The 15,248-nt window shown below is 36.0% G+C and carries 8 protein-coding genes and 1 pseudogene; 3 read left to right on the plus strand and 6 right to left on the minus strand.

Annotated features, from left to right (window positions below):
• Nucleotides 1-3: 3 nt before the first annotated feature.
• The 3 genes from addA to lepB all read right to left on the minus strand — a co-directional run bounded on the left by addA (nucleotide 4) and on the right by lepB (nucleotide 8,056).
• Nucleotides 4-3,801 carry a helicase-exonuclease AddAB subunit AddA gene (gene addA / locus AC1PU0_RS09120; protein ID WP_206848635.1) on the minus strand — a complete coding sequence of 1,266 codons (3,798 nt, stop codon included), beginning with the start codon at nucleotides 3,799-3,801 and terminating at the stop codon, nucleotides 4-6.
• Nucleotides 3,794-7,372 (minus strand): PD-(D/E)XK nuclease family protein, encoded by a 3,579-nt coding sequence (locus AC1PU0_RS09125; RefSeq protein WP_206848633.1) that lies wholly within the window; start codon nucleotides 7,370-7,372, stop codon nucleotides 3,794-3,796. Before AC1PU0_RS09125 ends, addA begins: the two co-directional genes overlap by 8 nt.
• A 138-nt stretch (nucleotides 7,373-7,510) precedes the next feature.
• The gene (gene lepB, locus AC1PU0_RS09130) at nucleotides 7,511-8,056 is read right to left on the minus strand and encodes a signal peptidase I (RefSeq protein ID WP_069653091.1); all 546 of its coding nucleotides are present in this window, start codon (nucleotides 8,054-8,056) and stop codon (nucleotides 7,511-7,513) included.
• Nucleotides 8,057-8,319: 263 nt separating this feature from the next.
• Here lepB and AC1PU0_RS09135 point away from each other — a divergent pair, with 263 nt between their 5' ends.
• Nucleotides 8,320-8,655: a hypothetical protein gene (locus tag AC1PU0_RS09135; protein WP_111248687.1), complete on the plus strand. Its 336-nt coding sequence runs from the start codon at nucleotides 8,320-8,322 to the stop codon at nucleotides 8,653-8,655.
• A 65-nt stretch (nucleotides 8,656-8,720) separates the two neighbouring features.
• Here the strand turns inward: AC1PU0_RS09135 and AC1PU0_RS09140 are convergent.
• Together AC1PU0_RS09140 and gdhA are read right to left on the minus strand one after the other, a co-directional pair.
• A pseudogene (locus AC1PU0_RS09140) lies at nucleotides 8,721-10,071 on the minus strand (glucose-6-phosphate isomerase).
• Nucleotides 10,072-10,318: 247 nt separating this feature from the next.
• On the minus strand, nucleotides 10,319-11,665 hold the full coding sequence (gene gdhA, locus AC1PU0_RS09145; protein WP_206848630.1) for an NADP-specific glutamate dehydrogenase: 1,347 nt from the start codon (nucleotides 11,663-11,665) through the stop codon (nucleotides 10,319-10,321).
• Between the two features lie 138 nt (nucleotides 11,666-11,803).
• Between gdhA and AC1PU0_RS09150 the strand changes: the two genes are divergently transcribed.
• A complete protein-coding gene (locus tag AC1PU0_RS09150; protein ID WP_206848628.1) occupies nucleotides 11,804-13,093 on the plus strand; it encodes a BaiN/RdsA family NAD(P)/FAD-dependent oxidoreductase in 1,290 nt (429 codons plus the stop codon).
• Between the two features lie 156 nt (nucleotides 13,094-13,249).
• Complete coding sequence (locus AC1PU0_RS09155; RefSeq protein ID WP_206837629.1) at nucleotides 13,250-13,687, plus strand: hypothetical protein; 438 nt, start codon at nucleotides 13,250-13,252, stop codon at nucleotides 13,685-13,687.
• A gap of 69 nt (nucleotides 13,688-13,756) precedes the next feature.
• On the opposite strand, the gene AC1PU0_RS09160 is transcribed toward AC1PU0_RS09155, so the two are convergent.
• On the minus strand, nucleotides 13,757-15,151 hold the full coding sequence (locus AC1PU0_RS09160) for a 6-phospho-beta-glucosidase (RefSeq protein WP_069653085.1): 1,395 nt from the start codon (nucleotides 15,149-15,151) through the stop codon (nucleotides 13,757-13,759).
• Between the last annotated feature and the right edge of the window lie 97 nt (nucleotides 15,152-15,248).

Raw genomic sequence — 15,248 nt, forward strand, 5'->3', positions numbered from 1 at the left:
TCATTAATTCATTTTTTCAACAATCTCTTCTTTGTCCATATCAATAATAATTCTGGCAGACAATAATACGAGCAACACCTGCTTGACATCCTTATTAGTTGCTTGAGCTAATGCTTTTCTATATAAATTCAATTGGCCTCTATATCGCAAGATAATTTTTTTGATTTCTGCACTATTGTCAATGTCTTGAACAAAATCAGTTTTATAATCATAAAGAATACAGTTGTCCTCTTGTTCAAGATAGCCATCGATCATTCCATGAATCAATAAATCATCTTGGGTCTCCTTCGGATAATCTTTGATGAGTTCTTCCGCTTTCAACAACATTGAAAATGGTTGTTCACGAACAACTTTGTCCGGATTTTCTAATAATTGTTGACCTAAACTCGTTTGGTAGAATGAAAGAATTTCATCACTACTGATTTGTTTTGCCACATTATCTTGAATGATATTCGTTTCAACTAATTCATTGATCAATTGAACAATACTGTCTTTCGTCGGTTCTTCATTTAAATCCAAAAGCTGCAATAAATAGTGTGTTGCAGTACCAATTTCTGCTGCAGATGGTTTTCTAATCGTTTCAATAAATCTAGGTTTACCTAACTCGCCTTCACTCATTCGATGAACAATCATAGGTGTTGGCTGCATTGTATTTTTTTCGTCTACTTCAATTTTAGCGATTTCTTTATTATCTGGGTCCTCGAATACTCGTTTAATTTCAGATACTGATTGGTAATTCGTCGTTTTGGTTGACAATTGATATGGATAGTCATAATTTAATCGGCGAAGACCTTTTTCTATAATGTTTGAATCACTTTTTTCAATACATTCTCGTTTTTCAGAACTTGTCTCAACAAATTGGAGTGTGGCAAACTGTTCTTGGATGTCTTTTTCAGTCATAAACCCAATAGTAAAACCAGCAGAATGGTTGGTGATTCCAGGAATTTTCTCCACAACGAACTCCGTTTGAAATTCAGCCATTTTTTGATGGCGAATCAAACTCATCCCGACCCAGTTCATCAAGCTACTTTTTCCCTGTAAACGATTTTCACTAGGCAAGACTTTCGTCTGAACATCTCCCACTTTTAACCATTCTTTAAAAGCCGCTTCTTTGTTATTATATGATCCTACTAAATAAAGTTTTTGCTCTGCTCTGGTCAAAGCTACATATAATTTTCGCATTTCTTCTGATAGTAATTTTTTTAGTTTTGCCTGTTTGATTGCTAGAAATGGTAAAGTTTCATAAAGCATTCGATCTGTTTGGTCAAGATAACGTATTCCCACACCTAAACGATCATCGAAAATATAGCGTTCATTCAAGTCTCCAAGATTAAACTCTTTAGTCATATCTAGAATAAATACTACTGGAAATTCCAACCCTTTACTCGCGTGAATGGTCATCACTCGAACTGCATTTTCTTCGCTCAAAATCACAGGTTCAGCTAAGTCTTTATCTTTTTCCTGCATTTTTTCAATAAAACGAACAAATTGAAACAATCCTCGGAAGCTTGTTTGTTCATAACTGGCTGCTCGATCAACTAACGCGAATAAATTTGCCTGTCTTTGTTTACCAGCCGGCATACCACCAACATAATCCAAATACGCAGTATCTTGATAAATTTGCCAAATCAATGTTGACAATTGGTTCCGTCTAGCAATTTCTCGCCATTGTTCTAACCAGTCAGCAAATTCCGTTGTTTTTTCTTTTAATATCTGTTGCTCTTTTTCAACAGCTTCGTTTTGATTAAATGTCAAAAACGCTTCGTAATACGAACTTTTTTTAGCTGCCAAACGGATCATCACTAACTCGTTTTCTTTCAACCCAACAATGGGCGAACGTAAAACGGCTGCTAGCGGTATATCTTGATACGGATTATCAATAATTTGCAAGAGTGCGACCATCGTCTGAACTTCTGTCGCTTGGAAATAATTTTGCGCATCATTCACTTGAATAGGGATTCCAGCTAGTTTGAATATTTCTAAAATCGTTAAATTGTTTTTCTTCGTTGGTGTCAACAACACTATATCTTTATAGGTCAGTGGTCGATTTTCTTTGGTCGATTTATCATAGATCAAAAATTTCTTGTCGATCAACTCTCTGATTTTCAGCGCTGTCATATGCAGTTCGCCTTCAGTTTTGTCTTCTAAAATCAATTGAGTATCATCTAGTTTAAGTGTGTCTTCCAACTGCTCCGATTTCTTTTCATAAATCAATAGTTCTGTATCATAATTTTCAGCTTCAGCAAATTGGTCAAAACCATGTACAAGTTTTGCTGCCTCATCGTATGCAATTTGACCCACCCGTTCATCCATCAACTGTTCAAACACTAAGTTGGTAAAATCTAAAACATTTTTCCTAGAACGGAAATTCTCAGCTAAAACAATCCGTTTTCCATCCTTATTTTGCCCATATTGATTATATTTTTCAATAAATAGTGTTGGATCAGCTAAACGGAAAGAGTAAATTGATTGCTTCACATCACCAACCATAAACAGGTTGCCTTCCTCAGCAGTTGGTCGCCTTAACCAATAAAGAATCGTTTCTTGTAATCGATTGATATCTTGGTATTCATCGACTAATACTTCATCGAATTTCTCTCGATAATACTTAGATGCTTCCGTCGCAAGCCATGTGCCTGCTTCTTTTTTTGCTAAGATTGCCAATGTAAAATGTTCTAAATCATTGAAATCAATGAGACCTTTTCTTAATTTCTGTTTGCTGTATGTCTCTATAAATGCTTTTCCTACTTTAGCCATTTCTTGCACAAGCGGCTGTGATTGTTCTAAAATTTCCTTCATTTGTTCTGGAGACAACGTAAAGAGATTACTTAAAATGTCGTTGATAGCTTTTTTATTTTGCTCACGCAAGTTTTTCGCCTGGGCTGCTATTTCTTTCAACTCTTCATCACGCACTGTAGGATAACGGTCAAAGGTAATTGTTTTTGAAATGTCAAATCCTGACTCTAGATCATTATCTGCTAATTGACTAGTAAAGGTTTCAACGAACTCTTTTTCATTTCTAGCGAGAATAGCGATTTTTTCTAACTTTTCTTCGCCTTCCGACATACGAATCATCTCTTCATAACGATCCACACAACGCAATAGACTTTCCATAACTTGCGGTTTTAAATACTTTTGGAATAACGCTGAATCACCTAAACTTCCAACAACTTGATAACTATCTGCTAGATGAATCAGCCATTCGTCTGGATCTGGATTAGCACGTGCAAACTCGTATAGTGAAAAGATCAATTTCGTTAAACCATCATCACTACGATCATTAGAAAAATTACTCGTCAGCTGATAAAAAGTTTCTTCGTTTTCAGCATAGAATTTTTCTCTAAGTTCATCCCACACATCCTCTTTTAACAGTAACATTTCGGTCTCATCCGTCAACAATCGAAAGACAGGATCCATTTCGATCAAATAGTAAAAGCGTCGAATCACAGTTAAACAAAAAGCATGCAATGTACTGATATTCGCAGTCGGAAGTAAGGTCAATTGTCTCATAAAATGTTGTTTTCTATCTTGCTCACTTTCGTTTGTTATTGCCTTTTGTAAAGCGACTTGAATTCGCTCTTTCATTTCTTTTGCTGCCGCTTCCGTATACGTTACAATCAACATTCGATCAATATCAACGCCACTTTTGAGTTTTTCGATTACTCTACGAACAAGGACCGTTGTTTTTCCAGAACCAGCAGAAGCAGAGACTAAAATATTTTCATCTCCATCAAAAACAGCTTGCCATTGGTTATCGGTAAATTGTTCATTTTCTGGACGTAATGGAATAACTTTACTCATCACTCGTTCCTCCTTCCTGCTCGTTTTCAATCAACCGATCCATCACTTCTTTTTTAGATAAGGTTTCAATTCGATTATAATTGTTTTCCTTCAACATAACATCAAAATTACACACACTTCTAAATGGGCAAAAACGACATGCGATGCGTTCTTTTCCTTGATAGGCTGGATTTAAATCGATTTCACCACTTGTCACCTTGTTACCAGCCTCAATAAATTTACTACGGTTGTGAGTCAATAATACTTCCAATTCAGGTTCTGTTACAAATTTATCTTCTTGACGACGCCCAGGTTTGATCAATTCCTTGGCTGATTCCTCAATTGGGAAAATCAATGAACTTTGTTTGGCTTGCAAACTTCTATCTAGATTCTCAAGCAAGACTGGGTCATTCAATAACAAGCCGTCAAATTGGAATTTCTTTAACAGCTGCTGCTCTTTTTTATCTTCGGTTTCATATGGAAGAATGGGATTGTGAACATGCAGATAGAATGATCCGGCTGCTTTAGCTGATTGACCAACCAAACTCACAGCATCCATCAAAGCAACATCTAAGTAGGTTAGCATCTGCATCGCTAAGCCATAATAAGCTTCTGTAATATTAAATTTCTTATGACTAGATTTATAATCAACGACTCCTAAGTATAGAGAATCTGGTGTCACTAACTGATCTAAACGATCGATTTTCCCCCGAACACTGATATTACCGCCATTTTTCAATGGTAATTCTAGGCCTCTAATTCCTTTTTGGCTTGCAATTTGTCCAAATAGAACTTCCGTTTGAATCGTCGTCATCCCACTACGTTCACTTTGACGTTTTAATGCCCAACTCACTTTTTTGATTGTTTGGCCAAGTTGATAACGGATATAATTCATTCGACTAGATGTATCAAGAATCGAAAATTTAATCTCACCAAATACAGTATTCAAGATTTGTTCTGTAAACTCATTCACTTCTCTATCTGTCAGCTCAGATAATTGCTTGTTCTGCATAATCAATAATTTAAAGAACTGATCTAACGCTTCATGGAAAAAGTCTCCAGTTGCAGCTGGCGATAAACCAAAAACATCTCTTTCTTTTAATCCTAATCCAAAACGTGAAAAATATTGATACTGACAACGATAGAAACTCTCCATTCTAGAGACTGATGTATAAATAGTCTTAGTATATAACTCATCTGCCAACTGTTCCTCTAGATTTTCTGGTAAATTTTGATGTCCAAGACTTTCAAAAACGTGGGTTGCCAGTGCTGCTTGTGACTGTTTCATTAATTCACGTTCTAATACAAGCCAGAAAGACAACATTCCTTCTTGCGTTTCCTTCTTTTGTCGTTTTAGATTGGTTAAATCACTGATTAATGTTCGGTATGTCCCGATATGTTCAAGACTGACTTGTTCATTATCTAAAATTGTGAGTCCATTTCTTTGTTGCATCCGAACCCCTAAGTCATTTTGAATATTGGTTAAATAAGGTGATACTTTTACGTCTTTAGCGGTATCTTTCACAGTAGGATAAGTAAAATACAAACGATTCGTCGCCGACGTAAACATGATATACGCGTTAAAGGGTTCTTTGGCTATGCTTTTTCTCGTATCATTCAATAAAAATTGCCCATCGTCTAAATGTCCATTGACGTATTCTCTCTCCTCATCAGATAATAAGGTCTTATTATCAAATTTTTGCGGCAATACTTGATCCGTCAAACCAATAGCAAAAACAATTTTAGCTTGTCCTGGTCGAGCAAGATCCATTGATCGAACTTGTACCTGATCAATTGCAGTCGGAACTTTATTATAGCGTAGACCTTCTAAACCACTAGAAAAAATTTCTTCAAAAAGCGTTAAATCAAAGGAATCATTTCCGTAAATTGTCACATACTCATCTAGTAACGTCATTAATGCTTCCCACGTTTGTTCATGATTACGAGCGTCTTCCAATTGACCTTTCTCGATTGCTTGATTGCGCCACATCATTAATTGTTTTTCGACCCCATTATTCACTAAAAAACGATAAAAATAGTCTGCTGCTTCGATTCCTGTTTTCGTTTCTTGAATTTGTTCAAAAAACGTTGGGACAGTTTGTTGGATCATATTTCGTACAGCATTCGAATCTTTTTCAATTAATTCAGTATCATCCTGCTGCTCTGTTTCGAAATCATAACGGATAAAGTGCCAATCCTTCTTTTTCACCCAATGATATCCTTCATATCCATAGGCTAAAACAACATTCTCAGCTACATCTATTTTACGACGCCATTCATTTCGCTGTATTTGCCAGTCTTCAACTGAGGTTTGATCCTCAATTGGAAAAAATAATTCTGTTCTTAAAAAACGCAATACATCACGGTAACGATAATGGTAGGCATGTATCGCAAACAAAGACTGAATAAATTCAACTAGAGGATGCTGTTCCATTGCCATATCACGATCCAAATAAACGGGAATCTCATGCATCGAAAATAACGGTTCGATCAGTGTTTCGTAACTATCCAGTTCTCTTGTTAACAGCTGAATATCTTTATACCGATAATGTTCTTCCACAACTAATCTTCTAATTTCTTTCGCAATGTGATTGAGTTCTTCCTTAGGATTTTCTGCACACCAAAATTGCACATGGTCATCCGTGATTCCTCGTTTGCCTTTTTTCGGATGACTTTCTTGAGCCTCGATCCAATACTTTTCAAGAGTTTGTAAACTACCGTTTGCAATCAATTTCTTCTTTTTTTCCACGTAATCCGGCAATATCGCTACATTGGCGTTTCTAGCTATTTGATACAATTTTTGATAGGTCGTCCCTGTCTCATAAAATAAGTTCATTGGCGATGGTAACTCATTCGGATATTTTTTATCCAACACTAAAGAAACTTTAACCTCGCCTCCGCGACGCATCAATGTTTCAATCAATTTCAATTCCCTTGCGGAAAAATTATGGTACCCATTGATTACGAATAAAACATTGTGTAAGTCTTTTGTTTCTAGATATTCTGTCAAATAATTAATAATTTCTGCTGATTTGATTCCGTATTGAGTCATTGTTTCTTCAAATTTTGAAAATACTAATTTAATATCTTGAATTTTTAATTGTAAATCCTGTTCTTTACTATCTGAATTTGTTCCCGATAATTGACCAAATAACTCATCTAAATCAATATTGCCTTCTTTCATTTCCTGATACAAGTCAAATAACTGCTGAATAAACCCTGATTTATTGACTTCCCCACGAAAGACTTTTAGTGATTCTTCATTTTCTGATAAGATCTTTCTGAAGACCATTGCGGCTCCTGCTTCAGAAAGGATTTCAGAGCCATAATATTGTGTATGCTGTAAAAAGTACCATGCCAATCGATAAAAACTAAACACTTGAAAGCGCATCGTTGCAATCGAATCACTATGATTCTCTTGGATTTCTTTTATTCGTTTAAGTGCATTGATCTCTTGCTCAAATTTCATGTGGTTCGGTACTAAATAAAAAACTTCATGTGCCCCTTCATCAGATAACCACTGGACAGACGCTTGTAAAAGTGCTTCTTCTAAATCCATCTCAGCAGTTCCACGGATAAATTGTAGACTCATTTTTTTCACATCCTTTATAAATGTTTCCTCTTCTTAGTTTATCATAATTCCAGTGTGGATATCATTTTTACTATTTAACAAAAAAAGCCTCTTACTTAAAAGAGAACTTTCTTATATTGTCATTGAATGGTTATTTCATTAAATCGTTCCAAATCGATCAAGGGGCCACAAAACAAATTTCACATCCCCTAATATTTTATCCTTATTGATAAAACCGATCATGCGTCCGTCTTTGGAATTCCGACGATTATCACCCATTACAAAATATTCACCTTCTGGAACTTTCTTCTCACCAGTAACTTCCGACAGCGTAAAATCAAGAGTCAATGGTAATCCGTCTTTGACTTCTCCCTTGAATTCATCAAGGTAAGGTTCTTTTACTTCTTTATCGTTGATATACAACACATCATTCTTATACTCGATCGTGTCACCCGGCAAACCAATCACACGCTTGATGTAATTCTTATCAGGTTCATCTGGTGCTGGAAATGTTACAATATCGAAGCGTTTGATTTCCGTATTTTTTAAAGCAATTACTCTTTCACCATCTGCTAAAGTCGGATCCATCGAATGCCCTTTGACAACAACTGGCGTGAACACAAATTGTCTTAATAAAAATAGTAAAGCTGCTAAACCAACAAAAAATAATATTGTATGTAATAACTCTTTAGACTTCAAATTCATTCCTCCAAAAAACTTGCTTTCTACATTTTACCACAAACAATCCAATACCTACAGAATTCTTGTCTTTTTAAATAAATTTTTAAGTCATTGCTGGATTCTTTCTGTCTAACTGCTCCATTTTAAACATTTTCTCTATTTGTTTTTTCCTATTATACTACTATTCTGCTTTATTTTAATTATGGATATATAAGAAAATAGATGACTGTACGCGCAACATTTGATAAACTGAAGTGGAATAGGAAAGATAAAGGAGGTTTACCATCATGTTTATTTCATTTGGCATGTTTATTGGTTTAATTATAATAACAATTATAATGATTGCGTTGATTATTTATTTAACATTCACTGGTGGTAATCACAAATCACACCATGACAATACTCAAAAAGCAGTAGAAGCAGCGAAAGAACGGTTAGCACAGAATAACCTTACTGCCTCACAACCAGCAATCGATTCAACTCAAAACGAATCTGCTTATCCTAACGATTTTACACAAGAAACTGAAAATCATTATTATCAAGAATCAACTTATGAAGAAACTATCGAGGACGACTACTCCTTGCATGTTCTACCCTATCCGAAAGATGATAATTTTAAATGAATGTAACATTAAAAAACGCCAACAAGGAAGTTGAAATCCTGTTGACGCTTTTTTATTCATTTATATTACAGACGTGCATTCAATTCTTTCGCTAAATCTTCAAATCCTGGTTTACCAAGTAGGGCAAACATATTCTTTTTATACGCCTCCACACCTTCTTGGTCAAATGGATTTACACCATTTAAGTAACCTGAAATTCCTACGGCAATTTCAAAGAAGTACATAACATAACCTAAAGAATACGCATCCATTGCTGGAATTTTAACAATCATATTTGGCACTCCACCATCTGTATGAGCCAATAATGTTCCTTCAAATGCTTTTGTATTCACAAAATCAATTTCTTTCCCTTGTAAATAGCCTAATCCATCTAAATCTTCAGTAAGTTCAGGGATAGAAACAACATGACGTGGGGTATCTACCTTAACAACCGTTTCAAATAAGTTACGCATTCCATCTTGAACGTATTGACCCATTGAATGCAAATCAGTAGAGAAATCGGCTGCCTGCAGGGAAAATTCCTTTTTGATCTTTTCCTTCTGATTCACCAAATAATTGTTTCCACCACTCTGAAAAATAGTGCATTCCTGGTTCGTAGTTAATCAACATTTCAGTCGTTTTACCTTTACGATATAAGATATTTCTTAATGCAGCATATTGATACGCTTGATTTTTGCTTAATTCAGTAGTTGTGGCATACTCTTTACGAGCATCATTAGCACCTGTCATCAAAGCATCAATATCGCCACCGCTAACGGCAATCGGTAATAACCCAACTGGTGTTAGAACAGTGAAACGTCCGCCAACATCATCAGGAATCACAAATGTTTCCCAACCTTCAGCATCTGCCTCAACTTTAACAGCACCTTTAGCACGGTCAGTTGTTGCATAGATGCGCTTATTCGCTTCATCTTTACCATATTTTTTGATCAATAATTCTTTAAATACTCTAAAGGCAATTGCTGGTTCTGTTGTTGTACCTGATTTAGAGATCACATTTACTGAGAAGTCACGATCACCAATAACATTGATTAAATCAGCTAAGTATGTTGAGCTGATGCTATTTCCTGCGAAGAAAACTTGTGGAGCTTTTCTCTCATCTGCTGGCAATAAATTATTGAATGAATGATGTAAAAATTCAATTGCTGCTCTTGCACCTAAGTAAGAACCGCCAATTCCGATTACAACTAAAACCTCAGAATCAGATTGAATTTTTTCAGCCGCTTTTTTGATACGGGCAAATTCGTCTTTATCATAATTTTCTGGTAAATCGATCCAACCAGTAAAATCACTACCTGCTCCAGTTCCTTCTCGTAATGCTTTGTCTACTGCAGTCACTTGTGTCTGCATGTATTCCAATTCATGATCAGCAACAAATGGTGTCAAATTGGAATAATCAAATTGAATGTGTGACATTCCTTCTCCTCCTTGAAATTAAACTTAATACACTAACTACTTTACGTTCTTTTTCTGCTTTTTTCAAGCAAATTATGACTGTCTGTACCACTTTTATTTTAAATCAGCTAAAAAGACTCGTTTACACCTCAAAAACAAAATATTTTGTTGGATTACCTAACCGTTCATGTGGCAAAAACCAGAAAAAAATGAAGAATGAATAGGATTAAAATCATCACTATCATTCTCCATTCTCTCGTCATTTGGACTAGACCAAACCTTGGCTTAGCATAGCTCGTGCGACTTTTTCAAATCCTGCAACATTCGCCCCTAAGACGAAATTATTTGCAGCATCATATTTGTTCGCCGTATCTCGACAAGTTTCATAAATATTTTTCATAATATCATCTAGCATACCATCTACTTTTTCAAACGACCATGATAGACGTTCTGAGTTTTGACTCATTTCTAAGGCAGATACGGCAACGCCACCAGCATTTGCTGCTTTACCAGGACAATACAATACCCCAGCTTTTTCAAGTACTGCTACGGCATCTAATGTACAAGGCATATTAGCACCTTCAGCTACAATCTTTCCGCCATTTTTTACTAATAATTCAGCTTGCTTTTCGCTGATTTCATTTTGAGTGGCACAAGGTAAAGCGATATCGTAAGCTACTTCGAAGTCCCATACAGATTGACCATCGTAATACGTAGCATCAGAATGTGTCTCGACATATTTAGAAATACGTTCACGATTTTTCTCTTTTAGTTCCTTAACCAATTCAACATCAATACCGTTTGGATCGTAAATAAAACCGTTTGAATCTGAGCAAGTTAGAACAGTTGCACCTAATTCTTTCGCTTTTTCCATTGCATAGATTGAAACGTTACCGCTACCTGAAACGACGACTTTTTTCCCTTCAAATGAGTCATTTGAATCATTCAATAAATGTTTTACGAAATAGACACAGCCATAACCAGTAGCTTCCGTTCTTGCTTGACTTCCCCAGTAACCTAAAGGTTTTCCTGTTAGAACACCTGCATCATAATTTCTTAGGCGTTTATACATGCCAAATAAGTAACCGATCTCTCTTGCACCAACTCCAATATCTCCTGCAGGTACATCTGTACTTGGTCCAATATGTTTTTGTAATTCTGTCATGAAACTTTGACAAAAACGCATGACTTCAGCATCTGATTTTCCTTTAGGATCGAAATCACTTCCGCCTTTGCCTCCACCGATTGGTAAACCCGTTAAACTATTTTTAAAAATTTGTTCAAACGCTAAAAATTTCATCACACTTAAATTCACGCTAGGGTGAAAACGTAGGCCGCCTTTATATGGACCAATCGCAGAATTATACTGCACACGATAACCACGATTGACTTGCCAGTTTCCTTTGTCATCTTGCCATGGAACTCTAAACTGTAAAATTCTTTCTGGCTCAATCAAAACTCCTAAAATATTGGCTTCAATGAATGCTGGATTTTCTTTCAAAAATACTTCAACCGTTGGTAAAAATTCGTCGACAGCTTGCAAGTATTCCACTTGCCCTCGATCATTTTCATGAATCTTTTTTTGAATCTCTCCCACGTACTGTTTTGCTTCCATCTAATCACCCTCTCATCGTTATAATCCTATTTTAACCTAAATTCAGAAAATTTCCACAACTTTTTACTGTAAATTGAAAAAAACTTAGAAAATTTTTCCAAAATTGTGTTAAACTACCATTGAAATGGAGGAGAATTTATGAAATTATTTGATGTTATTGTCGTTGGAGCTGGCACTAGCGGTATGATGGCAGCTATTGCTGCTGCAAAATCTGGCAGTAATACATTATTGATAGAAAAAAATAAACGTGTTGGAAAAAAACTCTTATTAACTGGAGGCGGTCGTTGCAATGTCACAAACAATCGTCCAGCTGAAGAGATCATTGCTCATATTCCTGGAAATGGCAAATTTTTATATAGTGCTTTTTCGCAATTTACTAATTATGATATCATGGAGTTCTTCGAATCAAACGGAACTCATTTAAAAGAAGAAGACCACGGTCGGATGTTTCCAGTCACGGATCGCTCAAAAACAATTGTTGAAACGTTGTTTAATCAATTGGAACAATTGGGTGTTACGATTTATACGGAGGCGAAAGTTGAGAAAATTCTTTATAAAGATAAACAAGTGATTGGTGTCGCTTTGGAACATGAAAAATTGTATGCTCCTTGTGTTATTCTAACTACTGGCGGACGAACATATCCTTCTACCGGGTCTACTGGCGATGGTTATAAACTTGCAAAAAGAGTTGGACATACGATCAGTCCTTTATATGCAACGGAATCTCCTATCATTTCTAGCGAACCTTTTATTCAAGAAAAAACGTTGCAAGGTCTTTCTTTACAGGATGTTTCGCTTTCCGTTTTAAACAATCAAGGAAAAGTAGTCATTGAACATCAAATGGATCTTTTGTTTACGCATTTTGGTATTTCTGGCCCTGCTGCCTTAAGATGTTCCAGCTTTGTTAATCAAGAATTGACAAAAAATAATCAACAACCTGTCACACTTCGCCTAGATATATTTCCGCAAAAAAGTACACAAGAACTACGTGCTGAAATCACAAAAAGACTTTTAGAGCAAACAGCAAAATCATTAAAAAACGCTTTGAAAAACGTAGCTCCTGAACGACTACTTGATTTCGTCTTAAACGAGCTCGACCTTTCAGACGTCCAAGCGAAACAAGTCTCGGAAAAACAACTAGATCTACTTGTCCAACGCTTAAAGTCTTTTGATATAAAAGCAGATAAAACATTACCGATCGAAAAGTCTTTTGTAACTGGCGGGGGCGTATCTTTAAAAGAAATCCAACCAAAAACAATGGAAAGTAAACTACTTAATGGTTTATTTTTTGCAGGGGAGCTTTTAGATATTAATGGCTATACAGGGGGGTATAATGTTACTGCGGCCTTCGTAACTGGACATGTTGCTGGAACGCATGCTGCAACAATTGCCGAGTATACATATTTACCACCTTTAGATCAAGAATAAACTAGTTTTTATTCAGTAGAACTCTAGATTTTCCGGAGTTCTTTTCTTTTCGCCTTAATAGGACTTTAGCAGGATAAAACTATCACTATAAATCAGTCTTTTGTTGGATTCTTTTTTATTCGATTTATGTGAAAATAGTTTTAAGAGGTGATCATAATGAATATTAAGTTAAAAAGACAAACGACATGGGGATGCGTGCGCCACTTTTCCGTCTATAAAAATGGTGTGTATCAAGGAAAATTATTCAATAATATTTCAATTGAACTAAATGTTACTGTTGGTGACATTCTAGAATTTCGAGAAGGACTTTTTCGCTTCTCCCAAAAAGTCAACATTACTCCAGACACCGAGGAAGTGACTATTACAACTACAAATCAGATTCAGCAATTATTTTCTCTATTCATTATCTTATTTTTAGCAATTTCTTTAGCTAGCCTTTCGATTGATTCATTAAACATTTTTCTGATGACGGAAGTCTCTGCTTTTGTCGTATTAAATCAATTATTTCGTTACCGTTCCTATCAATTTAACGTTGAGACCCATAATCCAATACGATCGTTTTTTAAAGAAGGCACAACAACGAAAACAATCTAACCTTTTTATTCAATGACTGATAAAAAGCCTGATTTTGCCAATCATCGACAAAATCAGGCTTTTTAAGTTTTAATTGCTTTTCATTAATTCAGTAACATAAGCCACTGTATCAGGTTGTTCTACTTCAATTTTAGAAATAGCTGCTGAAAAGTTTGGTAAATGATCTTTATGCGCAATCAACAATTCATCTAGTAACGTTTTTGCCATCGCTCCACCTGGAACAAGCGGATTGATTGTGAAGGCGTGTAACGCAGCACCGTAGTCTCCATCCATTGCCGCACGAATCACTGTTTCCTCCATTCCTTTCATCACTTGGATAATTCCACGCGCCGCTGGTGGAAATGCCCCCCAATTGTATGGCTCATGTCCGTGGGCAGTGACAGGACCTGAAACTTCAACGACACAATCATAAGGTAAATCTGTAATTGTGCCATTATTTTCAGTTGAAACGACCATATCTGTGCGTTTATCATTATGAATCGATGCGATCAATTCACATGCTGCATCACTGTAATGAGTCCCGCCTCGTTCTTCTAATTCTTTTGGCTTGTAATCCAGATTTGGATCTTTGTAAAGTTCAAATAAACGTGCTTCCGTTTCTTTTACTACTTGTGCTCTTGTTTCGCCTTTTTCAAACTCTTCAATCGAATGTTTTAGCATTTCATCTTCAATATAATAATACCGATGATAGCCACATGGTAACATCCCTAAATCTTTGATTTGTTCATAATGGAACGGTGCGTTGTGGATATTTTTCAAATGACTTTCAGAATCTTCTTGTGGTCCATAAATCAAGTCGATCAATTCTTGTGTTCGTTCAGTTCCTTGTTTATCCCAAACACGGTGCCAATGGAAATGATTGATTCCAGCAAATTTGAAGAATAGATCATCTTCTGGAATACCTAGTTTTTCAGCAGCTTGTTTTCTGTGGCCAATCGGTACATTACATAACCCTGCTGTTTTCTTCCACCCGCCATGTTTAATGGCAGCTTCTGTCACCATTCCTGCTGGATTCGTAAAATTAACAAGCCACGCATCTGGACAAAGTTCTTTCATGTCTTCGATAATCGCAAGGATTACTGGAATCGTGCGAAATGCCTTAAACATACCACCTGCGCCATTTGTTTCTTGGCCTAGCACACCATGTGATAAAGGAATACGTTCATCTTTAATACGAGCGTCAAGTAATCCTACACGGAATTGAGTCGATACAAAATCAGCATCTTTCAACGCTGCACGACGATCTAATGTTAAATGAACTTCCCAATCTAATCCCGCTGCTTTGACCATGCGTTTTGCCATAGCCCCAACCGTTTCTAATTTTTCTTTTCCTGCTTCAATATCAACTAACCAAATTTCTTTGATTGGCAATTCATCTTTTCTTTTAATATATCCCTCGATCAATTCTGGTGTATAACTTGACCCTCCACCAATTGTTGCGATTTTCAATGCATCTCTTGTCATGTGTTTCCCTCCTGATTTTTTGTTCAGAAAATGTTCTGACATCGTTTACATTTTTATCATAATATGTGGGAATGTTCCCATGTCAAGCTCTTTTTTC

The organism is Enterococcus sp. XAF26B05_ASV22, assembly GCF_056727285.1.

Excerpts from the sequence above, each read along its gene's own strand:
- AC1PU0_RS09155 (WP_206837629.1), top strand. The coding sequence starts at position 13,250 with ATGAATATTAAGTTAAAAAGACAAACGACATGGGGATGCGTGCGCCAC.
- AC1PU0_RS09125 (WP_206848633.1), bottom strand. The coding sequence starts at position 7,372 with ATGAGTCTACAATTTATCCGTGGAACTGCTGAGATGGATTTAGAAGAA.
- gdhA (WP_206848630.1), bottom strand. The coding sequence starts at position 11,665 with ATGGAAGCAAAACAGTACGTGGGAGAGATTCAAAAAAAGATTCATGAA.
- lepB (WP_069653091.1), bottom strand. The coding sequence starts at position 8,056 with ATGAATTTGAAGTCTAAAGAGTTATTACATACAATATTATTTTTTGTT.
- AC1PU0_RS09150 (WP_206848628.1), top strand. The coding sequence starts at position 11,804 with ATGAAATTATTTGATGTTATTGTCGTTGGAGCTGGCACTAGCGGTATG.
- AC1PU0_RS09135 (WP_111248687.1), top strand. The coding sequence starts at position 8,320 with ATGTTTATTTCATTTGGCATGTTTATTGGTTTAATTATAATAACAATT.
- addA (WP_206848635.1), bottom strand. The coding sequence starts at position 3,801 with ATGAGTAAAGTTATTCCATTACGTCCAGAAAATGAACAATTTACCGAT.
- AC1PU0_RS09160 (WP_069653085.1), bottom strand. The coding sequence starts at position 15,151 with ATGACAAGAGATGCATTGAAAATCGCAACAATTGGTGGAGGGTCAAGT.